This window comes from Novosphingobium mangrovi (assembly GCF_022818885.1).
GTDB classification, from domain to species: Bacteria; Pseudomonadota; Alphaproteobacteria; order Sphingomonadales; family Sphingomonadaceae; genus Novosphingobium; species Novosphingobium mangrovi.
Genome location: NZ_JALHAT010000014.1, coordinates 104,033 through 127,310 on the forward strand (window position 1 = coordinate 104,033; position 23,278 = coordinate 127,310).

Annotated in this window: 23 protein-coding genes; 14 read left to right on the forward strand and 9 right to left on the reverse strand. The window is 66.0% G+C overall.

Annotated features, from left to right (window positions below; genetic code table 11):
- Positions 1-13: 13 nt before the first annotated feature.
- The 4 genes from MTR65_RS10050 to MTR65_RS10065 all read left to right on the forward strand — a co-directional run bounded on the left by MTR65_RS10050 (position 14) and on the right by MTR65_RS10065 (position 6,387).
- Positions 14-1,624 (forward strand): GMC family oxidoreductase, encoded by a 1,611-nt coding sequence (locus MTR65_RS10050; RefSeq protein ID WP_243799708.1) that lies wholly within the window; start codon positions 14-16, stop codon positions 1,622-1,624.
- Positions 1,625-1,709: 85 nt separating this feature from the next.
- Positions 1,710-3,197, forward strand: coding sequence for a lignostilbene-alpha,beta-dioxygenase NOV2 (locus tag MTR65_RS10055; RefSeq protein ID WP_243799710.1), 1,488 nt, complete (start codon positions 1,710-1,712; stop codon positions 3,195-3,197).
- A gap of 329 nt (positions 3,198-3,526) precedes the next feature.
- Positions 3,527-5,911, forward strand: coding sequence for a TonB-dependent receptor (locus tag MTR65_RS10060; protein ID WP_243799712.1), 2,385 nt, complete (start codon positions 3,527-3,529; stop codon positions 5,909-5,911).
- 59 nt (positions 5,912-5,970) lie between these two features.
- Complete coding sequence (locus MTR65_RS10065; RefSeq protein WP_243799714.1) at positions 5,971-6,387, forward strand: hypothetical protein; 417 nt, start codon at positions 5,971-5,973, stop codon at positions 6,385-6,387.
- Here MTR65_RS10065 and MTR65_RS10070 read toward each other — a convergent pair.
- The 3 genes from MTR65_RS10070 to MTR65_RS10080 are packed head-to-tail and all read right to left on the reverse strand — an operon-like array spanning position 6,327 to position 9,144.
- Positions 6,327-7,619 (reverse strand): MFS transporter, encoded by a 1,293-nt coding sequence (locus MTR65_RS10070; protein ID WP_243799716.1) that lies wholly within the window; start codon positions 7,617-7,619, stop codon positions 6,327-6,329. The two genes, MTR65_RS10065 and MTR65_RS10070, sit on opposite strands and share 61 nt — an antisense overlap.
- On the reverse strand, positions 7,616-8,530 hold the full coding sequence (locus MTR65_RS10075) for a DUF8021 domain-containing protein (protein ID WP_243799718.1): 915 nt from the start codon (positions 8,528-8,530) through the stop codon (positions 7,616-7,618). Before MTR65_RS10075 ends, MTR65_RS10070 begins: the two co-directional genes overlap by 4 nt.
- Complete coding sequence (locus MTR65_RS10080) at positions 8,527-9,144, reverse strand: nuclear transport factor 2 family protein (RefSeq protein WP_243799720.1); 618 nt, start codon at positions 9,142-9,144, stop codon at positions 8,527-8,529. The genes MTR65_RS10075 and MTR65_RS10080 overlap by 4 nt, the downstream gene beginning before the upstream one ends.
- A 182-nt stretch (positions 9,145-9,326) precedes the next feature.
- Between MTR65_RS10080 and MTR65_RS10085 the strand changes: the two genes are divergently transcribed.
- The 4 genes from MTR65_RS10085 (at position 9,327) to MTR65_RS10100 (ending at position 13,294) form a co-directional block, all read left to right on the forward strand.
- Positions 9,327-10,799: an aldehyde dehydrogenase gene (locus MTR65_RS10085; RefSeq protein WP_243799723.1), complete on the forward strand. Its 1,473-nt coding sequence runs from the start codon at positions 9,327-9,329 to the stop codon at positions 10,797-10,799.
- Between the two features lie 17 nt (positions 10,800-10,816).
- Positions 10,817-11,233, forward strand: a complete 417-nt coding sequence (locus tag MTR65_RS10090) for a nuclear transport factor 2 family protein (protein WP_243799764.1) — start codon at positions 10,817-10,819, stop codon at positions 11,231-11,233.
- 157 nt (positions 11,234-11,390) lie between these two features.
- Positions 11,391-12,170: an SDR family NAD(P)-dependent oxidoreductase gene (locus tag MTR65_RS10095; protein ID WP_243799725.1), complete on the forward strand. Its 780-nt coding sequence runs from the start codon at positions 11,391-11,393 to the stop codon at positions 12,168-12,170.
- Positions 12,171-12,307: 137 nt separating this feature from the next.
- Positions 12,308-13,294: a GGDEF domain-containing protein gene (locus tag MTR65_RS10100; protein WP_243799727.1), complete on the forward strand. Its 987-nt coding sequence runs from the start codon at positions 12,308-12,310 to the stop codon at positions 13,292-13,294.
- On the opposite strand, the gene MTR65_RS10105 is transcribed toward MTR65_RS10100, so the two are convergent.
- The 5 genes from MTR65_RS10105 to MTR65_RS10125 are packed head-to-tail and all read right to left on the reverse strand — an operon-like array spanning position 13,260 to position 15,911.
- Positions 13,260-13,766 carry a nuclear transport factor 2 family protein gene (locus MTR65_RS10105; RefSeq protein ID WP_243799729.1) on the reverse strand — a complete coding sequence of 169 codons (507 nt, stop codon included), beginning with the start codon at positions 13,764-13,766 and terminating at the stop codon, positions 13,260-13,262. The two genes, MTR65_RS10100 and MTR65_RS10105, sit on opposite strands and share 35 nt — an antisense overlap.
- Positions 13,763-14,188: a nuclear transport factor 2 family protein gene (locus MTR65_RS10110; RefSeq protein ID WP_243799731.1), complete on the reverse strand. Its 426-nt coding sequence runs from the start codon at positions 14,186-14,188 to the stop codon at positions 13,763-13,765. Before MTR65_RS10110 ends, MTR65_RS10105 begins: the two co-directional genes overlap by 4 nt.
- A gap of 8 nt (positions 14,189-14,196) precedes the next feature.
- Positions 14,197-14,724 carry a DUF3237 domain-containing protein gene (locus MTR65_RS10115; protein WP_226634277.1) on the reverse strand — a complete coding sequence of 176 codons (528 nt, stop codon included), beginning with the start codon at positions 14,722-14,724 and terminating at the stop codon, positions 14,197-14,199.
- A gap of 7 nt (positions 14,725-14,731) precedes the next feature.
- A complete protein-coding gene (locus MTR65_RS10120) occupies positions 14,732-15,493 on the reverse strand; it encodes an SDR family NAD(P)-dependent oxidoreductase (protein ID WP_243799733.1) in 762 nt (253 codons plus the stop codon).
- Between the two features lies 1 nt (position 15,494).
- Positions 15,495-15,911: a nuclear transport factor 2 family protein gene (locus MTR65_RS10125; protein ID WP_226634281.1), complete on the reverse strand. Its 417-nt coding sequence runs from the start codon at positions 15,909-15,911 to the stop codon at positions 15,495-15,497.
- A gap of 112 nt (positions 15,912-16,023) precedes the next feature.
- Here MTR65_RS10125 and MTR65_RS10130 point away from each other — a divergent pair, with 112 nt between their 5' ends.
- On the forward strand, positions 16,024-16,419 hold the full coding sequence (locus MTR65_RS10130; protein ID WP_243799736.1) for a nuclear transport factor 2 family protein: 396 nt from the start codon (positions 16,024-16,026) through the stop codon (positions 16,417-16,419).
- A 74-nt stretch (positions 16,420-16,493) separates the two neighbouring features.
- Positions 16,494-17,957 carry a S41 family peptidase gene (locus MTR65_RS10135; protein ID WP_243799739.1) on the forward strand — a complete coding sequence of 488 codons (1,464 nt, stop codon included), beginning with the start codon at positions 16,494-16,496 and terminating at the stop codon, positions 17,955-17,957.
- On the opposite strand, the gene MTR65_RS10140 is transcribed toward MTR65_RS10135, so the two are convergent.
- Positions 17,945-19,504 carry an FAD-binding oxidoreductase gene (locus tag MTR65_RS10140; protein WP_243799741.1) on the reverse strand — a complete coding sequence of 520 codons (1,560 nt, stop codon included), beginning with the start codon at positions 19,502-19,504 and terminating at the stop codon, positions 17,945-17,947. The genes MTR65_RS10135 and MTR65_RS10140 overlap by 13 nt on opposite strands.
- 87 nt (positions 19,505-19,591) lie before the next feature.
- On the opposite strand from MTR65_RS10140, the gene MTR65_RS10145 reads away from it, so the two are divergent.
- The 4 genes from MTR65_RS10145 to MTR65_RS10160 all read left to right on the forward strand — a co-directional run bounded on the left by MTR65_RS10145 (position 19,592) and on the right by MTR65_RS10160 (position 22,947).
- Positions 19,592-20,143 carry a MarR family winged helix-turn-helix transcriptional regulator gene (locus MTR65_RS10145; RefSeq protein ID WP_243799743.1) on the forward strand — a complete coding sequence of 184 codons (552 nt, stop codon included), beginning with the start codon at positions 19,592-19,594 and terminating at the stop codon, positions 20,141-20,143.
- 191 nt (positions 20,144-20,334) lie between these two features.
- Positions 20,335-21,570, forward strand: coding sequence for a multidrug effflux MFS transporter (locus tag MTR65_RS10150; protein WP_243799745.1), 1,236 nt, complete (start codon positions 20,335-20,337; stop codon positions 21,568-21,570).
- A 30-nt stretch (positions 21,571-21,600) separates the two neighbouring features.
- Positions 21,601-21,987 (forward strand): VOC family protein, encoded by a 387-nt coding sequence (locus MTR65_RS10155; RefSeq protein WP_243799747.1) that lies wholly within the window; start codon positions 21,601-21,603, stop codon positions 21,985-21,987.
- 117 nt (positions 21,988-22,104) lie between these two features.
- Complete coding sequence (locus MTR65_RS10160) at positions 22,105-22,947, forward strand: p-hydroxycinnamoyl CoA hydratase/lyase (protein WP_243799749.1); 843 nt, start codon at positions 22,105-22,107, stop codon at positions 22,945-22,947.
- The last annotated feature ends 331 nt before the right edge of the window (positions 22,948-23,278 follow it).

Sequence of the window (23,278 nt, forward strand, 5' to 3'; positions counted from 1 at the left end):
GGAGAGACAGGCCATGGATACCCCTGACATCATCGTCATCGGCGGCGGCTCGGCTGGCGCGGCGATGGCCGGACGGCTTGCCGAAGGGGGCACCCGCGTGCTCCTCGTCGAGGCCGGACGCTCCGACAAGACGCTGAAATCGCGCGTTCCCGCCCTTACCAGCTCGGTCGTCCAGAACCCGGACTACGACTGGTGCTACAAGGTCGAGCCCGACCCCTCGCTCGGCGGCCGCGCCGATGTGTGGCCCGCGGGCAAGCTCCTGGGTGGGGGCAGCTCGCTCAACGGGATGATGTTCATCCGCGGGCACAAGTGGGACTACGACCACTGGGCTGACCTGGGCGCATCAGGCTGGGACTACCAGAGCGTGCTCCCCTACTTCCGCCGCCTGGAGGACAACGAGCGCGGCCCCGACGCCTGGCGCGGGACGGGCGGCCCCATCGGTGTTTCCGAGGTCCGCTCGCGCTATACCATCACCGACGACTGGATCGCGGCGGCCGAAGCTGCCGGGATCCCGCGCTCGGAGGACCTCAACGGCAAGAGCGCCGAAGGCGTCGACTATGTCCAGGTCTCGCAGCGCGGCGGCCTGCGCTGCTCGACCGCGCGCGGCTACCTCGAGGGACGTGACTACGACGGACGGCTCAAGGTGGAACTGGAATGTCAGGTCCTGCGCATCCTCGTTGAGGACGGGCGCGCCTGCGGCGTGGTCGTGCGGCAAGGCCGCGAGGAACGCACCTGGCGCAGCACGCGCGGAGTGGTGCTGAGCGCCGGTTCGATGAACACGCCCCGCCTGCTCATGCTCTCAGGGATTGGCCCGGCCGAGCATCTGCAGGACATGGGCATCCCCCTCGTGCGCGATCTGCCCGGCGTCGGGCGCAACCTGCAGGACCATGTCGGCACGCACCTCGTCAACACGGTCTCGGGCACCACGCTCAACACCGATGCGCAAGGTCTTCGCGGCGCGCTGCAGCTGCTCAAGTTCGCCGCCTTGCGCACAGGTGCCCTCACCACCGGGATCGGCCATGCCCAGGCCTTCGTCCACGGACGCCCGGGCCTGCCTGCGCCCAACCTGCAGATCTCCTTTGCCGCCTTCGCGTTCGATTTCGACGAGCAGGGCCGCCTCATGCTGCGCAAGGACGCAGCGGTCTCCACGCTGATCGGCCTCATGCGCCCCTCGGCGCGCGGGCGCATCACCCTGCGCTCGGCCGATCCGCTGGCGCCGCCGGTGATCACGCACCAGCAGCTGGGCAGCGAGGACGATATCGAGCAGATCGTCGAGGGCATCGCGATTGCGCGCAGGATCATGGAGGCCACGCCCATGGCCGCCCAGATTACCGGCGAGGTCCGCCCCGGCGCCGCGCTCGACGCGCCCGAGGCTCTGCGCGAATACGTCAAGCTTGCCTCGATCCCGCTCTACCACCCGGTCGGCACCGCGAAGATGGGTGCGGCCGAGGACCTGATGGCGGTGGTCGATCCCGATCTTGCCGTCCACGGCGTCGAGGGCCTGTGGGTCGCCGACGCCTCGATCTTCCCGAGCCTGCCTGCCGGCAACACCAACGCGACCGCGATCATGGTCGGCGACAAGGGCTCGGACCACGTACTCAAGGCCCTGCGCGCGAACCGCTGATGGAACGCGTGACACAACAAACCGGGGTCCCCGGGGAGACACCACCCAAAACAGGTTCTGGATACATTCTGGAGAGGACGTCACTGTGACACAGTTCCCGCAAACCATTCATTTCACCGGCACCAACACCCCCATCGGGGTCGAGTGGTCGGCCCGTAATCTCGATGTCATCGGCACCATCCCCGAGGAGATCGACGGCGCCTTCTTCCGCGCCGTGCCCGACCCCGCGCTGGCCCCCATGTTCGAGGACGAGGTCGCGCTCTCGGCCGACGGTATGGTCGCCAAGTTCGACATTCGCGGCGGCACCGTCGATTACGCGATCAAGTACGTCGAGACCGAGCGCTACCTGCTCGAGAAGGAAGCGCGCACCGCGCTCTTCGGGCGCTACCGCAACCCCTACACCGACGATCCCAGCGTTGCGGGCAAGGACCGCACCGTCGCCAACACCACGCCTGTCTGGCACGGCGGACGCCTGCTGATGACCAAGGAGGACGGCCTTGGCTACGAGGTCGATCCCGAGACGCTCGAGACCATCGGCCGCTTCGATTACTACGGTGCGCTCAAGTCCGAGACATTCACCGCCCACCCGCGCATCGATCCCGAGACGGGCGAGATGTTCTTCTTCGGCTATGAAGCAGGCGGCCTTGCCAGCCTCGATGTGGCCTATGGCATTGCCGACAAGGACGGCAACCTGATCTCGGAGCAGTGGTTCAAGCAGCCCTACTGCTCGACCATCCACGACTTCACGATCACCGAGAAGTACGCCGTCTTCCCGATCTTCCCGACCACCGCCGATCTCGACCGCCTGAAGGCGGGCGGCGCGCACTGGGCACACCAGCAGGACCTGGAATCCTGGGTCGGTATCATGCCGCGCTACGGCAAGGTCGAGGACATGCGCTGGTTCAAGGGGCCCAAGGGCGTCTCGGCCTTCCATTTCCTCAACGCCTATGACGATGGCGACCTGGTCCATCTCGACGTGTGCCTGTCCGACACCTGCGCCTTTGGCTTCATGCGCGAGGCGGGCGGCGTCGAACGCGGGCAGCAGAGCATCCAGGGCGGCATGACCCGCTGGACCTTCGATATGTCCAAGCCCGGCGAGGAATTTGAATCGCGCGTCATCGGCCCTCCGGGCGACATGCCGCGCATTCCCGACGCCAGCCAGGGCCGCATGCACCGCAAGGGCTGGTACCTCACCATCAACCCCGAAGGCGGCCCGCCCGTCCCCGGCGGCCCGGTCGGGGTCTCGTTCAACATGCTGGTGCAGATCGAGCCGGGCAACGGGCGCATCGAGGCCATGCCGCTCGAACCGGGCATGGCCATCAACGAGCCGGTCCATGTGCCCTCCTCCGATCCGGAAAAGGACGGCTGGCTGCTCATGGTGGTCGACCGCCAGACCGGGGAGAACAGCTTCGATTCCGAGCTCTGGGTGGTCGAGGCCGACGCCGTGGCCAAGGGGCCCATCGCCCGCGTGCCGATGCCCCTGCCCATGCGCGCACAGGTCCACGGCTGGTGGGTTTCGCGCGAACAGCTCGACAAGGCCAAGGCCCGCAAGGCGCAAGGCCTCGCCGCCTGATGCGCACGCGCTGAGGCGCGCTGCGGGAACGTCGTCCGGAAGGAGAGAGGAGGCTCCTTTCGGACGACGAAATCGATTGACACTTTAATAACGATCGTTACTAATTTACCTAAGCTGGTAGTCCGGCTGACAGGGGCGTTGCTGCCCGGGTCAGGACTGCCATTTTGCGCAACGACGAAGTCACCAACGAAGGACCGTTGGGGCAGGGAGAAAGGTGGCCGCAAGGAACGCCCGGCAGGGCTTTTGCGCCGCCGCGAGGGATGAGAAAGGACAGCCAGCGTCCTCCATTCCGCCTGCCCGATCCCCGCGGTCGAGGGAGAGGAAATTTCATGGCACGAGCCCCATTCACCTGTCGTCGCACGGCCAGCGCCGTGATCGCCCTGGCTACCGGCCTGACTCTGGGCCTTGGCAACGCCCATGCGCAGGACGGCGCGCAGGACACAGGCGAAGTTCACGCCCCCGAGATCATCGTGACCGCGCAGTTTCGCGAACAGCGCCTGCAGGACACCCCCATCGCCATCACCGCGACGAGCGGCGACGAACTGGCCGCCAAGAGCGTCGACAGCGTCACCGACCTCACCGCCATCGCGCCCAACGTGAACCTGTCCGAGGCGACCGGCCTCAACGGCAGCGCGGTCCAGGCCTACATCCGCGGCATCGGCCAGAACGATTCCAGCTTCGCGCTCGAACCGGGCGTGGGCATCTACATCGACGATGTCTATTACGGCACCACCTTCGGCGCGATCCTCGACCTCAACGACCTTGACCGCGTCGAAGTCCTGCGCGGGCCGCAGGGGACGCTCTCGGGCAAGAACTCGATCGGCGGCTCGATCAAGCTGTTCAGCCGCAAGCCCGACGAGGTGAGCGACGGCTTCGTGGAGGCAACCACCGGCAGCTACGGCCGCATCGACCTGCGCGCGAGCGCGGGCTTCACCATCGCCGATGGGCTCTACGCGCGCATTTCAGGTGTCTCGAAGCACACCGATGGCTTTTTCAAGCTCTACGATTACGGCTGCCTCAACCCCGATTCCGGCATTGCCCCGACAGTGGGCGGCGGCGACTGCCAGACCGGCACCGAAGGCGGTGTCGATGTCCAGGGTGGACGTCTTGCGCTGCGCTATGCCCCTGTCGGATCGAGCCTCGAGATCAACCTCATCGGCGACTATGCGATGAACAAGTCCGAGCAGGTCGCCACCAAACTGATCTATGCAAACAGCAACGACACCCGCTCCTACGACGCAGCCGATCCCATGGGCGGCGTACCTTTCGACAGCCGCTTCCTGACCGGGCCGAAGTCCTATTCCAGCTACGCCAACTACGCCTCGGGCGGCAATTACACGACGATCTTCGGCACGCCGCTGCAGGTCGCACCCGGCACCTTCGACACCAGCCCGCAGAGCACTGCCAAGAGCTGGGGCGTGGCCGGTACGGTCGACTTCGAGCTGAACGACTTCCTCGCCGTCAAGTCGATCACCGCCTACCGCGAGGCAAGCGGCACCTCGGGCATCGATCTTGACGGCTCCCCCCTTTCGGTGCTGGTCCAGGAGTTCGACTACGAACACGCCCAGTTCACTCAGGAACTGCGCCTCTCCGGCCAGGTCGGCACGCTCATCGACTTCACTGTGGGCGGCTATTACTACGATGCCGACGACAACATCGCCGGACGTTCACTCATCCCGACCGCGATGTTCGATTTCGTGCAGGACGACCCGATCACGAACCGCTCCGTTTCGGCTTTCGCGCACTCCGAGTTTCACCTCACGCCCGACCTCAACGTGATCGCGGGCATCCGCTACACCGACGACAAGAAGACGTACCAGTTCACCCGGCGCAATCCGGATGGCACCCTGCCCTCGGGCATTCCGCTGACGACGAACTTCCTGGTCGCAGGGCTGGATGGGGAAGTGGGCCTCTTCAAGGGCACGCGCACCGACTATCGCCTCGGCGTCAACTACCGCTTCATGCCCGAGCTCATGGTCTATGCGCAGATCGCGACCGGCTACAAGGGCGGCGGCATCAACCCGCGCCCCTACACGCCTGACCAGATCGTGCCCTTCGATCCCGAGACGCTGACCACCTACGAGGCGGGCTTCAAGTCGGACCTGTGGAACAACCGCATCCGCTTCAACGGTACGTTCTTCTTCAACCGGTACAAGGATCTCCAGATCAACCGCTACTTCTGCCCGGAGAGCGTAAGCCCGACCTGCTCGCAGCCGGCCAATGCAGGCGATGCGGATGTCTGGGGTCTGGAGGCCGAGCTCTTTGCGGAACCCATCGACAATCTCACCATCGATGGCGCGATGGGCTATCTCAACTTCGACTACACCCGTGTCGATCCCACGACCTTCGTCGAAGAGGACATGGTCGCCCCCTTCAACCCGAGCTGGCAGCTGAGCGCCGGCATGCAGTACAAGGCGGAGCTGGGCGATGGCATCGGCACGCTCACCCCGCGCGTCGACTGGACCTACCAGTCCTCGTTCTACTTCAACTCGGTCAACAACCCGGACAACCTGATCGGCTCGCGCAGCCTCTTCAACCTGCGCCTGACGTACGCCTCGGACGACGAGACCTGGCAGGTCAGCACCGGCATCACCAACCTGTTCGACAAGTTCTACTACACCGGCGTCAGCGAGAACGTGCAGAACTACGGCGTGAACACCGGCTCGGTCGGTCGTCCGCGCGAATGGTTCCTCTCGGTCCGTCGCTCCTTCTGAGCGCGGACCTTCCCGGAACGCTTCACAGAAGAGAAGAGAAGAGAAGAGAGGACGAGACGATGCGCGCGCTCTACCACGCCAGCCGCTGGATCTTCGGATTGTGGTACCTGTTCTCGGGGGTGGAGTATTTCACCCCCTTCGAACTGCAGCCGCTCGGCAACACGCCGCTCGGTCAGGAATTCACGCTGGCGCTCATCCATTCCGGGCTCTTCGCCTGGATCAAGGTGGCCGAGATCGCGATTGCCATCCTCGTCCTTGCCGACCGCATGATGCCGCTCGTCGCGGCCGCAGCCGTACCGCTGACCGTGGTCATCGCCTACTGGAACTTCGCGCTGGAATGGGGCGTCGTCGAAGTCGTCTTCGGCGCGCTGACGATCCTCTTCAACGCTGTCCTGCTGTGGCCCTACCGGGCCTACTACCGACCGATGCTCACCGCCTGGCGCGGGGACAGAGACTTCTCGCTCTCACTCGACTGAGCGGGCCGCGCTGCCCGTCGAACGACGGGCAGCAGCATCGTGAGGCCCAGGCACAAGGCCACGGGCAGCGCGGCAAAGGCGAAGAACAGCGCAGCCCCGACATTGCCCTCGATGACCGCAGCGCCCAGCAAGGGGCCGCCAATGGCGCCGATCCGGGCCACCGCCACGGCAATGCCAATCAGGCTGGAGAGCAAGCGCGGCGGGACCAGGCCCGAGGCCACCGCCAGGATCGCGACGTGGACGCCCGAAATGCCGCCTCCTGCAATCAGCAGCAGGAGACCCCAGCCAAAGCGCGTCGGCGGGACCAGGCCGAAGGCAAGGAGCGCCAGAGCAATGGCCCCATAGCTTGCCGCCAGCACCACCGTGACCCGCCCCCCGTCAAGCATGCGGGCAAGCAGGAGCCCGATAACCATGCCTCCGAATTGGAGGAGCGAGACCGCATGGGCCGCCGTCTCCAGCGTAAAACCGGCATCCGGCAGGACCGTGGGCACCCAGGAATTGATGTAATAGAGCGCGGCGGCGTTCACGCCATAGAGTACGCAGATGAGCGCGGTGACGTAGAAGATGGGCCGGTGCAGCAACTGCACCAGTGGCGCACCTGAAGCTGCCCCCTCCTCGGCATCGCCTGCGACCGCCGGGGATTCGGCCAAGGCCATCCAGAGGAGGCCCAGCAGCAGCAAAGTCACCAGTCCGGGAAGTATGAAGATCGCCTGCCACCCGAAGGCAGCAACGAGCGGCGAGACCACCAGACCCGATCCTGCGGCGCCGAGTGGAATGGCCATCGAGACAATCGTCATCGTACTCGCCCGCCGACCGGGCAGCGCCAGCTCAGCGCTGAGCGCGGTGACATTGGGCAGGCACGCGCCGAGCGCGAGACCAGTCAGGAGCCGCCAGGCCGTAAACGCCTCGACACTCTGGCCCGTGGCCGTGCCGAAGGTCGCCAGAGCCAGTACCGGCATCGCGATAAGGATCACACGGCGGCGGCCGAAACGATCGCCCAGCGGTGCCAACCCCACCGCGCCAAGCCCCAGGCCCAGCAAAACGGCGGAGAGCGCAAGACCGAAGGTTTCGGGCGCATGGCCATAGGCCTGGACCAGATGCGGTACGGCGAGCGGCATCGCGGTCAGGTCATAGCCGTCGAGCAGCATGACCGCCCCGCACAGGATCAGCGACGTCCAGCGCGAACGGGCGGAAAGCGCGGGCGCTTCAGCCGGAGGGACGGCCGCGCTCATTGCCCCTGCCCCTTAGCGTCCCACGGCGAGGGCATGTGGTAGGGCACGGTGATGAAGTTCGCCTCGACCTGGCGGATCGCGCCAGACTCGATCTTGAAGACCTCGGAGAGATAGAACGTGTGCGGGCGGCGGATATGCGATTCCACCTCTCTCCCGTCGGTCAGGGTATAGCGCTCCAGCACGCCGCGATGGTCGATGAAGCCATGCGCCATGACCAGCCCGCGTTCCACGTCGACAAGCGGGAAGCGGCGCGCGCGCAGGCGATCATCATAGCGGTACCAGCCGAGGCGAAACTGCGCCTCGCAGCCCAGCTTGGCGATGGGCAGCATGAAGGCGGGGTTGTTGGTCGTCTGCGTCCCGTTCTCGACCCGCTGGCAGTCCGGGTGAAAGGCGGTGAATAGCTGGCCGTCGTTCTGCTCCAGCGTCGCGAAATAGCCGTTCGCCAATGTCAGCAGCCGTTCGCGGGTCATGCGCTCGGCTTCGGGCACGAATGCCTCCATGACCGACTTGGGCTCGAACCTGGGATCAGGGAAATGCAGGGCCTCGTCGCGCTGGCGCACGACAATCAGTTCGGCCTCGCAGACCTCGCCCCCGGCGGTCACGCCAAGGCGCAGCGCGGCGGCGGATTCGTCGCCGCTCTCGATCACCGTCGTGAACAGGCCGATCTGCCCGGTCTCGGGATCGCAGAAGCGAAAGTCGTATGTCCCCCGGCCAGTGATCGTCGCCCACAACCCATCGCCGGGAACCAGCGCGACGTTGTTCTCGGTGTGGAAGACATCACCCGCCCAAGTACCCGCCCCAGTACCCGCCCACGCCACCTGCGCCGGGTCGCGCGCGTCAAGAGCCGCCAGATAGCGGTCGAGCACGGCGTAGAGCGCGGCGCGATCAAGCCTTGTCGACAGACCGGTCACACCCCCTTCTCCGCCGCCTGATCGCCATAGTGGAAGGGCGGCACAAAGACCTCGGGAAACGCCTCGTACTCGACCGTGGGGGGAAGGTCCGGCTGGAGCCCGTCGATCTTGCGCAGGAGCGGAATGCCCCCCTCGTTCAAGCCCTTGTCGTACTCGCAGTAGAAGGTGATGAAGCCATGGAGCGAGGCGATGCGCCAGGTCCCGTCCTCGCGCACATAGCTGTTCTCGTACGTCGCCTCGCCCCAGCGCGCGACCCCGCCCAGCCAGGCGATCTGGATGAAGGTGCGCCAGCGCGCCTTTGCCGCATCTCCCTCGGCATGGATCACGGGCTGGAGCTGCATGTGGTTGAACAGCGCGCCGCGCTCGTAGGGCGGCAGGGCATGGAGATAGGCCCGCACCCGCTCGCGCCCGACATAGACGCCGCGCCCTGCAATCTCGAGCGTACCCTCGCGCGCGAACAGATCCGCCGCCTTGTCCCACAGCCCCTTGTCGACATAGTATCCGTACATCGCCTGGAGGTTGGCGATCTCGGTCCAGTCGCGCGCGGCGCGTGCTTCTTCGCGCAGCTGCGCCACTTCGGCCCGCAACTGGGCAATTGCCGGATCCTGATCCATGCAGCCTCTCTCCTCTCCCAAGCCCTCTTGCCGCGCCCGGAGAAACCAGATCGGCTTCCCCAAAACGCGTTTTGGGCGTTGCACCTCATCGTAACGTTCGTTATCGTTTTGGCAAGAGACGCGCACCCTCCGGCATCATTGCCGGATCGCAAGCCGTGCGCAAATGGAAGAGGACACCTGCAATGACTCCTGAAGGCGTGGATATCCGCAACCCCGAGAAACTCTACATCGGCGGCAGCTGGATCGAATCAACCGGCACGCAACGCTTCGAACTCGTCTCGCCCAACAGCGAGGAGGTGATCGGCGTGGTTGCCGACGCAACGAGTGCCGACATGGACAAGGCCGTTGCCGCCGCGCGCGAGGCTTTCGACACCGGCCCCTGGCCGCAGATGAGCCCGGCCGAGCGTGGGGCCGCCGTCCTGCGCTGGGCCGAGGAACTGGAAAAGCGCGAAGCCGAACTGTGCGCCTGCTGGACCGCGCAGGTTGGCGGCCTTTCCAGCTTTGCCCCGCAGATGCATGGCGGCGCGACCGCCACGATCAAGTTCATTGCCTCGCTCGGCCAGGACTTCGAGTTCGTCGTGCGCCGCCCCAGCCAGATGGTCGACACCGCGCTTGTCGCCTATGAGCCGGTCGGCGTTGCGGCCTGCATCGCGCCCTGGAACGCACCTTACGGCATTCTCTCCAGCAAGGTCGCCTACGCGCTGGTTGCCGGCTGCACGGTCATCATGAAGCCCTCGCCCGAAACCCCGCTCGAAGCCTATATCATGGCCGAGGCGGCGGAAGCGGCCGGCATCCCGGCGGGCGTCGTCAACCTGGTGTGCGGCGGGCGCGATGCCTCCGACCACCTCGTCAACAACCCCGGCATCGACAAGGTCAGCTTCACCGGTTCCACCATCGCGGGCAAGCGCATCGGCGAGGTCTGCGCGGGCCGCGTTGCGCGCTGCACGCTGGAGCTGGGCGGCAAGTCGGCAGCCATCGTGCGCGACGACTTCCCGATCGAGGCCGCCGCTGCGATCCTGGGCAACACGATCACCGTGATGAGCGGGCAGGTCTGCGCCATGCTGAGCCGCGCGATCGTCACCAAGTCGCGCCACGACGAACTGGCCGACGCCATCGCCAAGGTCATGCAGGGCGTGAAGATCGGGGCCAGCACGGCGCCCGACACGCAGCTGGGTCCCCTTGCCATGAAGCGCCAGCTCGAACGCGTCGAGGACTACATCGCCATCGGCAAGCAGGAAGGCGCGGACCTCGTCACAGGCGGCAACCGCCCGACCACGATGAACAAGGGCTACTTCCTGGAGCCCACCCTCTTTGCCAACGTCGACAACACCAGCCGCATCGCCCAGGAAGAGATCTTCGGCCCGGTTCTCAGCCTCATCCCGGCCGAGGACGAAGAGGACGCCATCCGCATCGCCAACGAAAGCGCCTTCGGCCTCAACGGCTCGGTCCTGACCAACGATCACGAAGCGGCCTACCGCATCGGGCGCAAGGTGCGCGCGGGCGGTTTCGGCCAGAACGGCATGCGCCTCGAATTCGGCCTGCCCTTCGGCGGTTTCAAGCAGTCGGGCATCGGCCGTGAGGGCGGCGTGGAAGGGCTCTACTCCTTCCTCGAGAGCAAGACGATGCTGCTCGACGGCATGCCCTCGCAGCTGTGATGTCGCCGGTGGCGACGATGCCGCTGTGCGAAGCGGACTATCTTCGGTACGTGAAGGCCTTCAACGCGCGCGACTACGCCGCGTTGGAGACCTTCTTCACCGACGACTTCGTGCTGGAGAACGCAGGCTTTGCGGTGCGCGGCAAGCCCGCGTTCCGCGAATTCTACGCCTTCTTCCACGAGTACTGCCGCGAAACCGTGGACTTTCGCGGGTTCTATCCCGGGACCGAGGGCTTCGTCGGCCATGTCGTCATCACGTTCGAGGGGCTGAAGGACCTCTCGCAGGAGGTGCTGGAGGCGCGCGGATTTTCCGGCATGTCGCTCGTGCCGAAAGGCGCGCGGGTCGAAGTCGAGTTCCTCATCCTCTACAAGGTCAACGCGGCCGGCCTCATCCACCACATCAAGGGCGCGGTCTGGGAGCCGGAACGCCCCTGAGCCGAGACGGGCGCCCCGCGCCTGCGCCTTGCAGGGCGGACGCTTCATGACCACATCCCGCCGCGACAGGCTCCAACCAGGGGCCTGGCGCGGCTTTGTTTTTCCCGCACGGCAGGGCCGTCAAGACCACCCCGAAGGAGCGGGAAAGGAGCGCGACATGGCCCGCATTTTCGTCACCGGATCAACGCAGGGGATCGGGCGCAACGCCATCCAGACGCTGATCGGCAACGGACACGACGTCATCCTCCACGCCCGCTCGAAAGAGCGCATCAACGCCTTTGGCGCGCTGGCCAACGTCAATACGGTCCTGACCGGCGATCTTGCCAGCCTCGAGGAGGTCCGCGCCCTTGCCCGGGCGCTCAACGAGACAGGCCCTGTCGACGCGATCATTCACAACGCCGGGATCATCGACACGACGCGCGAGGTAACCCGCGAGGGCATCCTGCGCGTCCTGATGGTGAACGCGATTGCCCCTTACATGCTCAGTCTGCTCGCTGAGCGCCCTGCGCGCCTGATCTTCACCGGCAGCTCGATGCACTATGGCCATGAGGAAGCGCTCGACGACATGGACTGGCGCGAACGCCGCTGGTCGGGCGCAAGCGCCTATGGCGAGAGCAAGATGCTGCTGACCGCCATGGCCAACGGCCTTGCCCGCCACCTTCCCGACACCCCGTGCCACACTGTCGATCCGGGCTGGGTGCCGACCCGCATGGGCGGCGAATCGGCCAGCGATCCCCTCGACGAGGCCCACCTCACCCAGTGCTGGCTTGCGACCTATTCGAAAGACGAGGCTGGCGCGAGCGGGGGCTACTGGCACCACATGGAGCGCCGCGAGCCCGATCCCAAGACACAGGACACGAAGGTCCAGGACGCCGTCCTCACGCGCTTTGCCGCACTATCGGGCGTCGCCATGCCCACCGCTGCGTCGCGACCGTGACAGCCCCCTTTTCTAGTTAACGCGGGGCGCTTATAGGGCTGATCTAGACACTTCGCAAAGCTCCGATCTTAGCCCGTTCTTAAGTATTCCAGGATACTTAACGCGCCTCCACCACTCCTACGGTATCCGACCTCCCATTGGCTCAGGCTGTCCCTCCCTTTTCCATCTCGCGGGCCGTCTTCGAGGCGATCACCCTCAGGGATTCGTACACGTCCGAGGCCGACGCGCAGAGTGACGGCACGCCCGCGGCGATCGGAGCCTTTTCGTGCGATCTGGGCGATCAGAGCCTGCGCTGGAACGAAGCGACCTTCGAACTTTTCGGGTTCGCCCCCGGCGAGCAGGTCGACCGGCGCGTGGTGCTCGACATGTATGCCCCCGAATCGCGCCGTCTCCTCGAGGCGCGGCGCGCGCAGGCCATCGAAGTGCTCGGGGCCTTCTCTCTGGAGGCGCAGATTCATACCGCCGACGGCGAGGAGCGCTGGCTGCGCATCCATGCCCATGTCGAATCGCGCAATGGCCAGGCCCTTCGGCTGCACGGCACCAAGCAGGACATAACCCACGAGCGCCGACACCTGCGCAAGCTGGAGGAACTCGCCTTCACCGATCCGGTCTCGGGGCTGGGCAACCGCGCGCTGTTCCACGCCGCCTTTCTCCATGCGCCCCACGCGCCTTCCTCGTCGGCTTCGCGCGAGATGACCTCGGCTGGCGCGCTGGTGCTGTTCGACTTCGACCACTTCAAGGCCATCAACGACGCCTTCGGCCACATCGCGGGCGATGCCTGCCTCGCCCGCTTTGGCGCACAGCTGCGTACCGCCTTTCCCGAAGCCCTGCTGCTCGCCCGCATCGGGGGCGACGAGTTCGCCATGGTGCTGGCGCAGAACCAGAATGAGGATCAATTGCAGCAGCGCCTGAACGCCGCCCTGCACACGCTCGCCGCACCGTTCGACTGGGAAGGAACCTCCCTCTCGATCCGTGCCTCGTTCGGGCTCGCCATGCCCCGGCCTTGCGAGCCCTCCTCTCCGAGCGAGCTCTTCCGCCGTGCCGATGCCGACCTCTACCGCTCGAAGGAGCGCCGCGCGCCGCGCGCGTCTAGTCCAGACGCTGCGTGTTGGGATCGGTCCTGAGCATTGCCGCGCTCTTGATGGCCGGATCCCAATGCTCGGCTATCCGGCCATCCTCGATACGGAACAGATCGAACCAGCTGGTGTGGTAGGTCTCTCCGTCCTCGCCCGTTTCGGTGCGCACGAAGGCCATCGTCACCATGTCCCGCTCCGCCACGATGGAAACCAGCGGCAGTTCGATGGTGGGCCGGACCTCGCGCGCCGGGCGGGAGCCGCGGATGAAAGTCTCCAGCGCCTCGCGCCCGCTGACGACGTTGGGATTGTGTTGGATATAGCCCTCGGCAATGAATTCGTGCGCGCGCTCGGCATGGCCGCCCTGCAGCACGATACGGTACATGTCATAGCAAAGCCGCTTGTTCGCCGCGAGAACGGGATCTGCGCTGGCGAGCAGCTGTGCATGGTCGGCCGCCACCATCGGCGGGGTCTGCCCCTCGGGGACGGTGGCGCCGGGAACCAGCTGCGTGGCCGTGTTCATGGGCGCTCTCCCGGCTGTTCCTCGGCCCAGGAGCGCACCCACTTGCGGGTGTCGTCCCAGTGCTCGACGATGAGACCATCCTCCAGCCGGTACATGTCGAAGGCGTGCCCGGGGTAGGTCTCCCCTGGCCGTGCGGGATCGGGCTGGTCCTGCTGCCAGATCACCACGACCGTGTCGTCCTGCGCCACCGTGCGCACCAGGTGCTTGGTCGCCGGCGGCACGAAGCCCTCGGGCGGATTGCGGATGAGGTCGGTGAGGTGGAGCAGTTGCTCGCGCCCCGAAGGCAGGTTCACCGCATGCTGCACGTAGTCGGGATGGATATAGCGCAGCACGGCCTCGCGGCTTCCTTCCCGGATCACGCCCTGCCACATGTCGAGAACAATGCGCGCGTTGCGCTGCTGGAGTGTCTCGGCTTCGGCCATGACGCGCCTCAGATCAGCGCGTAGTAGCGCAGCAGGTTGCCATCCGCGCGGCGCTCGCCCACACCGATGAAGACGTGCTTGGTCAGCCAGTCATGCTTGCCCACCGGGCATTCGAAACTGGGATTGCCGCGCAGATAGTATTCCTGCTGCTCGACCGGCTCGCCCCCCTTGAAGGCCCAGTCGCGCAGGCGCTCCATCGTGCCGGGCTTGCGCCCCCACAGGAACCCCCGGTTGTTGAGCAGGATCAGCGTGCCATCGTCCTCCTCCAGCATGTAGCGCGCATCGAACACGGCCACATCGTCGGGTCGGAAGGTCGCATAGTCACCGCCCGATCCCGGCACCGCCTTGCCTTTCAGGTGCGGGCCCTCAAAGGTCCCGCCATCGACATAGACCGCGCTGCGGTTGCCCCCCATCGGGGTGTTGGCGATCATCTGCACGCGCGGAAAGGTCAGGCGCACTTCCATCGCGAATTCGAGGCGCGGGTTATCGAGCGTCGAGAAAGGCCCGGCAAAGGGCGTGGTGTCGTTGTGGGTCATGCCATCCTCATCCGATTTCCAGCGCGCCGCCATCGACCATCAGGTTGGCCGCGGTCACGAAACTTGCCTCATGCGAGGCGAGGAAGAGCACCGCATCGGCCACTTCCTTTGCTGCCCCCATGCGCTTCATCGGCACGGCCGCGATCATCTGCCCGCGCATCGCCTCGACCGCCGCCTCGTCCATGCCGGGATTGCGGTAGAGGAGCGGCGTCTCGATGGGGCCCGGGCTCACCATGTTGACCCGGATCCCGCGCGCGACATACTCGCCTGCGAACTGGCGCATGGCGAGCGCAAGGCCTGCCTTGGCCGCGCCATAGGCTGCGTTGCCGGGCACGAAGGCATGGCCGCCGATCGAGCCGGTGACGACAATCGCGCCCCCTTCCCCCATCAGCCGCACCGCCTTTTGCATGGCAAAGACACAGCCCCTGAGGTTGATCGCGTGGACCTGGTCCCAGTATTCGCTCGTCATGTCCTCGATCAGCGAAAAGCCGCCCATCCCGGCGTTGACCATGAGGACATCGATGCCGCCCTCCTCGGCAGCAACGGTCTCGTAGAAGGCGTCCATCGCGGCGAGGTCGGAGATATCGACCGAGTTGCCTTTTGCCCCGGGGATAGAGGCGACGGCGCTGGCGATGGTCTGCGGGTCCCGGCCCGTGAGGCGCACGCCCGCACCTTCCTCGGCAAACCCCTGTGCGCAGGCCAGCCCGATGCCGCTGTTGCCGCCCAGGACAACCACCCGCTTGCCGGTGAAGCGATCCGCGCGCGCCATCTCAGAACGGTCCAATCGGGTTGGGGCTCTCACTGGGCACTTCCATCATCACGTCCCAGTGCTCGACCACCATCGTGTTCTCGAGCCGGAAGATATCCATGATCGCGTAGCCCGTATCACCCGGCCAGCGGCGCAGATGGTAATGCGCGATGACGTGATCGCCATCGGCAAAGATGCGCTTGATGTCATGACACGGCTCAGGCGAATGGACCTTGGCTTCGCGCAGGAACTGCTTGAGCGGCTCGGTACCCTGCCCCACCATCTGATTGTGCTGAATGTAGTCGGGCACGATGAACCGGTCGACCGCATCGGGATCGAGCGCGTCGAGCACTTCGCGGATCATCGTACGTACGTGGTCGATGTTCGCCTGTTCCTGCGCGGTGTAGACGCGCGTCTCGGGCTCTGTCGTCTGGTTCAAGCTCTCTCTCCCTTCGCTGCATCGGGGCAGTCGTTGCGCACAACCGTAACGCTCGTTATCAATATGCGCAAGGCGGAGCGACACGCCATTTCGACGAGAGAGGACCTGCCCGATGACCCGCGAGGACTACGACCGTTACGCCGCCGCCTTCAACGCGCGCGACTACGATGCCGTCTACGACTTCTACGCACCCGGCGCGCACCTCACCTTCTTTGGTGTTGACCTCGCCACGCGCGAGGCGTTCCGTGATTTCTATGGCTTCCTGCACGACCACGTGGAGGAGACGCTGACCATCGAGCGCTTTGCCGCAAGCGACGAACTCGTCGCCCTCGAAGGGGTTATCCGCATCGAGGCGCGCAAGGACCTGACCGCAGAAGCGCTCGCCGCGCAGGGGCTCGACCAGTTCTTCCCGATCCGCAAGGGCGAGGTGCAGGAACTGCGCCAGTACATCCACTACCACGTGACGGATGGCCAGTTCACAGGTGTCAGCTGCGCCCTGATGGATTGAGCCCCGTCGATCCCGGTCGGCCTTCCATCGACCGCGCGCTTGAGCCCGGCAAGTCGCGCGCTAGCATGTCGGCCATGATCCGTGTTCCTGCTGCGGCGCTCCTCGCCGCCACCTGCCTCAGCGCGCCCCTGTCCGCCCAAGCCCACGCCGCGCAATCCCAAGCGGCGCGCCCGTGGGAGGAGGCTGGTCCTGTGCAGAGCATCGTGCGCAGCAATGGCTCCACCGATCCGGCCGTGCGCGGCATCTGGCGCTCGCGCGGCTATGGCTGGCTGCTCGAGATCGACGAGGCTGGCGTCACCCGCTATCAGGAGGGAACGACCTGCTATCGCCCGCCTTTGGCGCAAAACGCGCAAAGCGAGATGGACAGCGCGCGCTACCGCTATTTCCGCGCGCTTCCCGGCGGCCAGGCGGCAATCTTCCAGTTGCTGGAGGGGGACACCAACGTCGTCTTCGACCGCCTCCCCGCCTTGCCCCCAGCCTGCAGCGCGCCGACAGATCGCAAGCCCGGCGCCGTAGCCACGGCCTTTCTCGACCATTTCGAACGCCACTACGCCTTTTTCGATAGGCGCCCTCCCGGGTTTGCGGCGCGCCGCGCGGCGCTGCGTGCGAAGATGCATCCCGGCATGGACGAGGCCCAACTGTGGGACGCACTTGCCGCCTTCATGGAAGGGCTTTCGGACAGCCACACCAAGCTGCTGGGTGAAGTCGACGGCCAGCGCCGCCGCGTGCAGGACGGCCAGGGCGAGACTCTCCCGCGCATCCGTGCCCGCGAGGGGGGCGAGCCCGCCTGGCTCGGCGCGCTCATCGAGCAGACCACCGCAAAGCTGGGGGAGAGCGCGCGCACGGCCGGAGGCGGGCGCATCGTGTGGGGCGTGATCGACGGGCGCGTGGGCTATCTGCAGGTCTTCGTCATGGGCGGCTTCACCGAGCGCAACGACTTTGCGACGCCGCAGTGGGCCGAGGCGGAAATGGCCGCGTTCAACGATGCGCTCGACCAAGCCTTGGCCGACTTTGCCAGGCTCGACGGGGTGATCGTCGATCTTTCCAACAACCGGGGCGGATGGGACCAGATCGCCAAGGCCCTGCCCGCCCGCTTCCTCGACAGCGCGCAGACAGGCTTCACGACCCGCGCCCGCGGATCAGGCCTTGCCCCGTTCCCCCACACCATCACCCCCGCCACCGGTGCGCGTTTCGCAGGGCCGGTCTACGTGATGACGAGCGATGTCACGGTCAGCGGCGGCGAACTCGCCACGCTCGCCTTTCGCCAGAACCCGCGCGTCACGCAGGTCGGTACGCGCACGCGCGGCGCCTTCTCAACCCCTCTCGCCAAGCCGCTTCCCAACGGCTGGCTCCTCGAACTCGCGAACGAGACTTTCGCCGCGCCCGATGGCACGGTCTACGAGGAGACCGGCCTTGCGCCGGAGATCGAACTGGAGATTTACCCTGAAGAGGCGCCTGTTGCCGGCCACTGGAACGCGGTCGAGGCGGTCGCCGCGATGGTGCCGCGCACCAGAGAACGCCGCGCTCAGCCCCGGTAGCGCTCGGGCCAGATCCCCTGCTTGCCCGGCGCCAGGATGCCATGGGGATCAAGCGCATCCTTGAGCACGCCGTTGAGGCGTCCCATCGCGCCCATGCCGGAGGCGTCCGCGCCGTAGTTCTGGGTTGCCGCCACCGTATCCATGGCATCGATATGGGTGCGGTACTCGCCATACCCATCTTTCGCCGCGTCCGCGATCAGCGTGTCCATTAGCTGGGGCACCGCGCGCGCCATCTGAGGATTGTCGCGGTCGTAGAGGATCTCATTGATGTTGATAATCGCCCGCGCGCCTACCGAGAAGGCCCCGTAATAGTCGATCCCCGCCGCCTCGAAGCGGGCTCGCGTGCTTTCGAACTGGGCCTGCGCGCGCGTGCCGTCGGCGGGGAGGATCGGCGAGAATCCCAGGTGTCCCCCGCGCCCGCCGTACCAGTCGATCATGGCCATGTCGCGGGTGGAGGGAATGCCCGCGTGGCTCGCGCCAAAGTCGTCGCCCTGGCGCCACAGCCGAGGCTCGGGCCGCTGGCCCAACTGCGCCGCAAGCGCATCGGCCACGACCTCGAACTTGGCCCGGATCACCTTTTCAGGCCCATAGAAATTGAGCTGCGAATTCCACCAGCCGATGCCCAGCTGGCTGCGAATGCCTGCGCCCACATCCTCGGGCAAAAGACCCTCGCCCTCGTACCACTGCGCGCGAGGCCCCACGAATGAGGCAATGCCGACATAACTGACCCAGGCCGGGTCGTGATCGATCAGCCCGCGCTGGCGCAGCGGGTAGAGCGCATCGACCCCGCGTGCGAGATCGCTGGCGTCGGGCAGCGCATAGTCCACAGACAGCGTCGCCTCGGGCGCGGGCATGAGCCACAACCCGAGCCGTGTGACGATCCCGAAGTTCGACTGGCAGAACATCTGGTCCCAGGCCGGACCGTACGTGTCGCGCGAAAGGTGCCAGGTCGCCGAGCCTTCCATGGCGCCCGTGCCCGTGCGCACCAGCGATCCGTCGGGGAGCATCACCTCCAGACCGCAGATCTGCGCGCCGTGATCGCCGTAAGGCTGCGGTCCCTTGCCGCGCTCAAGCGCATTGCCCGCAACGCTCCCCCAGGCATTGCCCGGGACGGAAAGCCACAACGGATGGCCGCGCCTGGCGAGTTCGTCGTAGAGATCGTAGAAGCCCACCCCCGGCTCGACCACGCAGACGCCGCGCTTCTCGTCGATCTCGTGAATGCGCCTGAGCCCGGAAAGGTCGACCACCACCGCGCCCGCCAGGACCGGAGCGGCCCCGCCATAGCCGAAGTTCTTGCCCCGCGAGATCGGCCAGAGCGGGACCTTGTGCGCGTTGGCGGCCAGCACCACCTCGCGCAGTTCCTCGACCGAGCGGGGCGCCACCGCGCCCGAAGGCGCATGGCGGGCAAGATCGAAGCCCATCTGATCGCTGTAGGCCTGCCGGTCGTCCTCGCCCGCATGTACGCGATCGGAACCGATAGCCTGCGCAACCGTTTTCAGGAACGCGGCGACGTCGTCCCTATTTACATTCACTCGGCTGTGCTCCACGGAAATTTCCCTCCTCATCCCTCCGGCGATAAGTAACATTCGTGATTATCTTGACAACCAACAAAGCTCCTGCCCAAATGCCCGCCAATGGCTGACACCGATCAGGAACCTTTGGGAGATGGAGCTGATGCCCCCGCGCTGGAGGCCTTGGAGACATCGAGCCCGCACGCGGAGATCCTTCACCGCCTGCTCAAGCTGTCAAACCGGTTGATGACGCCGTTCTCGGTCAACCTGGAGCACCAGTACAAGATCAGCATCAACGAGTTCCGCATGCTCATGCTGATCGGGCGTTATCCGCATTCGGCCAGCCACGAACTCGCCGAACGTACCGGCGTCAACGCGATGAGCGTCTCGCGCGCGGTTTCTGCTCTGGAGAAGCATGGTCGTGTCAAGGTTGAGCGGGACGAGACGAATCGCCGCCGCAAGCGGCTTACACTGACCGAGGAAGGCCATCGTCTCTATACGATCATGCGCCCGCAGACCGAGCGCGTGGCCGACTATCTTCTCTCCGATCTCAAGCCCCACGAAGTGGCGATGTTTGACCACATCCTGAGCACGCTGATCACGACCCTGGAAGCCACCGACGCGCAAGGGCAATCGCTCTTCCTCGAGCGCACCCGCCCCGCCGACGAGGCCTGATCGCCGGGCCGCGCAAGGCCCTGCCAGGCTGGCAGCTTGCCCCCTCCCTAACGCCTCACACCATTTGCCGCCGCGCCATCGCGGCCGCGAAGCGTACACGTACGCCTTGCCTCGTTGGCACCACATACTATAACATTCGTTATTATGATGATCGACGCGCGCACGCACCGACCGGCCAGGACGATGGCCACATGACCTCCCCTACCCCCCAGAGCCCAGCCGCCCCGGCGAGCGGCAAACCCACGCTCGGCTTCGGCATCGCGCTGGGCTTCCTGTCCGCCCTCGGCCCCTTTGCCATCGACCTCTATCTGCCGGCGATGCCGGAGATGGCGGGCGCGCTACAGGGCAATGAGAACGCAGTGCAGCGCACGCTCTCGGCCTTCTTCTTCGGGCTCGCCTTTGCGCAGATCCCGATCGGCGCGCTGGCGGATCGCTTCGGACGCCGCACGCCGCTGATCTTCGGCCTTGCGCTCTTCATCCTCGCCTCTTTCGCCTGCAGCCTCGCGACCAGCCTGGACCAGCTTGTGGCGCTGCGCTTCGTGCAGGGCATGGGCGCGTGTGCCGGCACCAGCAGCGCGCGCGCGATCATTCGCGACCTGCACCGCGGGCACCACGCGGCACGGCTCATGGCCTTCACCTTCCTCATCATCGGCATATCGCCGATGCTGGCGCCGCTCTTAGGGAGCGGCCTCCTCCAGTTCGTGTCCTGGCGCGGGCTCTTCGTGATCCTCTCGGGCGCTGGCCTGCTCGCGGCCATCTGCGTCGTCCTGTTCCTGCCCGAGACACTGACGCCCGAAAACCGCGCGCCCGACTGGAGCGGCCTCCCCCGTGCTTTCGCCGCGCTGCTTGGCAATGGGCGTTTCGTCGGCTGGGCCGTGGTCGCGGGACTTGCCACAACCGTCCCCTTCGCCTTCGTGACCGCCGCCCCCTTTGTCTATTCGGGCGTCTATGGCCTCGCTCCTGTCTGGTTCAGCGTGTTGCTCGCGGTGAACGCAGGCATGTCGATTGTCGCGACCCAGATCGCCCCGCATCTGCTCAAGCGTCTGGGCGCCAGCCGTCTGGCCCTGCGCGCCGCATTGGGAGCTCTCGCCATCACCGCCGCACTTGGACTGGCCTCGGCGCTTCTGCCCGGCAGCGTGCCGCTCGCCGGGTTCCAGGCCTACTCCGTCCTGCTCTTCATGGTCGCAGGCCTGGTCCTGACCCCTGCGGCAACGAGCGCGCTCGATTCGGTGCGCGAAGGCATTGGCGCGGCAGCCGGTCTCCTCGGCACGATCCAGCTCGCCGTCACCGCCCTCGCCAGCGCGGCGGTCACTCTCTGGCCGCCGGTATCGCTCCAGCCGCTGACGGTGGTCCTCGGCTCCGCATTCGCGCTGATGCTGGTGATCGTCCTTGCCATTTCGCGCAGCGCCGCCCCCGAGCAGGCCTGACTACAACCCCCGACACGGAAGAGGAATTCCATGTTCACCCACGTCTATTTCGGCAGCAACGACCTGGCGAAGTCCAAAGCGTTCTACGACGCGGCCCTCGGCGCACTGGGCTATGGCGCCCAGCCCTTCGGCGACATCGGCTACGTCTACCCCTCCGAGGGCGGCGCGCTCGTGATCGCCCCGCCCGCCGACGGACAGCCCGCCACCTTTGCCAATGGCCACACGCTGGGCCTGGGTGCCGCGAACTACGACGCGGTCGATGCCTTCCACGCCGCCGGGATCGCGGCCGGGGGAAGCAGCGAGGGCGCCCCCGGCTTTCGCCCCAATTCGCCGGGCAACATGTACGGCGCGTACCTGCGCGATCCGGATGGCAACAAGATCTGCGCCTACGCCCCCAACGTGGGCCCACGCGACTGACGGGACGCGTCCCACGACGCACGGTGACGGTTTCGCTTGATCGCGGCTTCCGATATTGTATCCTGAGGATACATAAAACGTCAGGCCGGGAGAGCCTGCAAGGAAAGGAAGACAAGGATGAGTGAAGAGCAAGCCGATACCGTCACCTACACGGTCGAGAACGGCGTCGCCTGGGTCTATTTCTCGCGTCCGGCCAAGCGCAACGCGATGAGCCCCAAGCTCAACCGCCGCATGATGGAAGTGCTCGACGAGCTGGAATTCCGCGACGACGTGGGCGCTCTCGTGCTCGGCGGCGAAGGCACCGCCTGGTCGGCGGGCATGGACCTCAAGGAATACTTCCGCGAGACCGAGGCCAACGGCCTTCGCGGCGTCCGCAAGTCCCAGTCGGAAAGCTACGGCTGGTTCCGCCGGTTGCGCTGGTACCAGAAGCCCACCATCGCGATGGTCAACGGCTGGTGCTTTGGCGGCGGCTTCGGTCCGCTGTTCGCCTGCGACCTCGCGATCTGTTCGGACGATGCCAAGTTCGGCTTGTCCGAGATCAACTGGGGCATCCTGCCCGGCGGCGGTGTGACCAAGGTCGTGGTCGACCTGCTGCCGATGCGCGATGCCATGTGGCTGACGCTGACCGGCGACCTCATCGACGGCAAGCAGGCCAGCGCGATGCGCCTCGTCAACGAGAGCGTACCCGCCGACCAGCTCAAGGCCCGCACCTCCGAGATCGCCAACATGATGCTGGAAAAGAACCCGGTCACGCTCAAGTTCGCCAAGGACGCCGTGCGCCGCGTGGGCCTGATGACCTACGACGAGGCCGAGGATTACCTCGTGCGCATGCAGGAAGCCTGCAACTTCCACGACAAGACCGAAGGCCGCAAGGAAGGCATCCGCCAGTTCATCGACGAGAAGAGCTACAAGCCGGGCCTGGGCGCCTACGACAAGGACCGCGCCAAGGCCGACAGCTGACGGCCTTCTGAACTAAAGGAAAAGCCGCTTTCCCAATGGGAAGGCGGCTTTTTTCGTGTGTAGGCAGGAAGAAGAGATTCAAGGGGCCATCGCCCCTTGCCCCCCAAATGGGCAACCTCACCTTTCGCAGCCACCGCAGCGCGCGCAACGTGAGGTCGACAGTTCGGGGAGCCCGAGGGCGATGGCCCTCGGAATCTACCTTCCTTACCCTGAAATCAGCGCATCGAGCGCCAGCGCGCCTTCCCCTTCAGGCAGGACCAAAACCGGGTTGAGATCGAGCTCGCCAATCTCCGGGGTGCCTCGCACCACAGCGCCCAGCGCTTCGACAGTG

Coding starts and splice junctions, on each gene's coding strand:
- MTR65_RS10135 (WP_243799739.1), top strand. CDS start 16,494: ATGATCCGTGTTCCTGCTGCGGCGCTCCTCGCCGCCACCTGCCTCAGC.
- MTR65_RS10110 (WP_243799731.1), bottom strand. CDS start 14,188: ATGGCCGAAGCCGAGACACTCCAGCAGCGCAACGCGCGCATTGTTCTC.
- MTR65_RS10090 (WP_243799764.1), top strand. CDS start 10,817: ATGCCGCTGTGCGAAGCGGACTATCTTCGGTACGTGAAGGCCTTCAAC.
- MTR65_RS10060 (WP_243799712.1), top strand. CDS start 3,527: ATGGCACGAGCCCCATTCACCTGTCGTCGCACGGCCAGCGCCGTGATC.
- MTR65_RS10070 (WP_243799716.1), bottom strand. CDS start 7,619: ATGAGCGCGGCCGTCCCTCCGGCTGAAGCGCCCGCGCTTTCCGCCCGT.
- MTR65_RS10145 (WP_243799743.1), top strand. CDS start 19,592: ATGGCTGACACCGATCAGGAACCTTTGGGAGATGGAGCTGATGCCCCC.
- MTR65_RS10080 (WP_243799720.1), bottom strand. CDS start 9,144: ATGGATCAGGATCCGGCAATTGCCCAGTTGCGGGCCGAAGTGGCGCAG.
- MTR65_RS10115 (WP_226634277.1), bottom strand. CDS start 14,724: ATGACCCACAACGACACCACGCCCTTTGCCGGGCCTTTCTCGACGCTC.
- MTR65_RS10085 (WP_243799723.1), top strand. CDS start 9,327: ATGACTCCTGAAGGCGTGGATATCCGCAACCCCGAGAAACTCTACATC.
- MTR65_RS10050 (WP_243799708.1), top strand. CDS start 14: ATGGATACCCCTGACATCATCGTCATCGGCGGCGGCTCGGCTGGCGCG.
- MTR65_RS10130 (WP_243799736.1), top strand. CDS start 16,024: ATGACCCGCGAGGACTACGACCGTTACGCCGCCGCCTTCAACGCGCGC.
- MTR65_RS10095 (WP_243799725.1), top strand. CDS start 11,391: ATGGCCCGCATTTTCGTCACCGGATCAACGCAGGGGATCGGGCGCAAC.
- MTR65_RS10065 (WP_243799714.1), top strand. CDS start 5,971: ATGCGCGCGCTCTACCACGCCAGCCGCTGGATCTTCGGATTGTGGTAC.
- MTR65_RS10150 (WP_243799745.1), top strand. CDS start 20,335: ATGACCTCCCCTACCCCCCAGAGCCCAGCCGCCCCGGCGAGCGGCAAA.
- MTR65_RS10105 (WP_243799729.1), bottom strand. CDS start 13,766: ATGAACACGGCCACGCAGCTGGTTCCCGGCGCCACCGTCCCCGAGGGG.
- MTR65_RS10160 (WP_243799749.1), top strand. CDS start 22,105: ATGAGTGAAGAGCAAGCCGATACCGTCACCTACACGGTCGAGAACGGC.
- MTR65_RS10120 (WP_243799733.1), bottom strand. CDS start 15,493: ATGGCGCGCGCGGATCGCTTCACCGGCAAGCGGGTGGTTGTCCTGGGC.
- MTR65_RS10155 (WP_243799747.1), top strand. CDS start 21,601: ATGTTCACCCACGTCTATTTCGGCAGCAACGACCTGGCGAAGTCCAAA.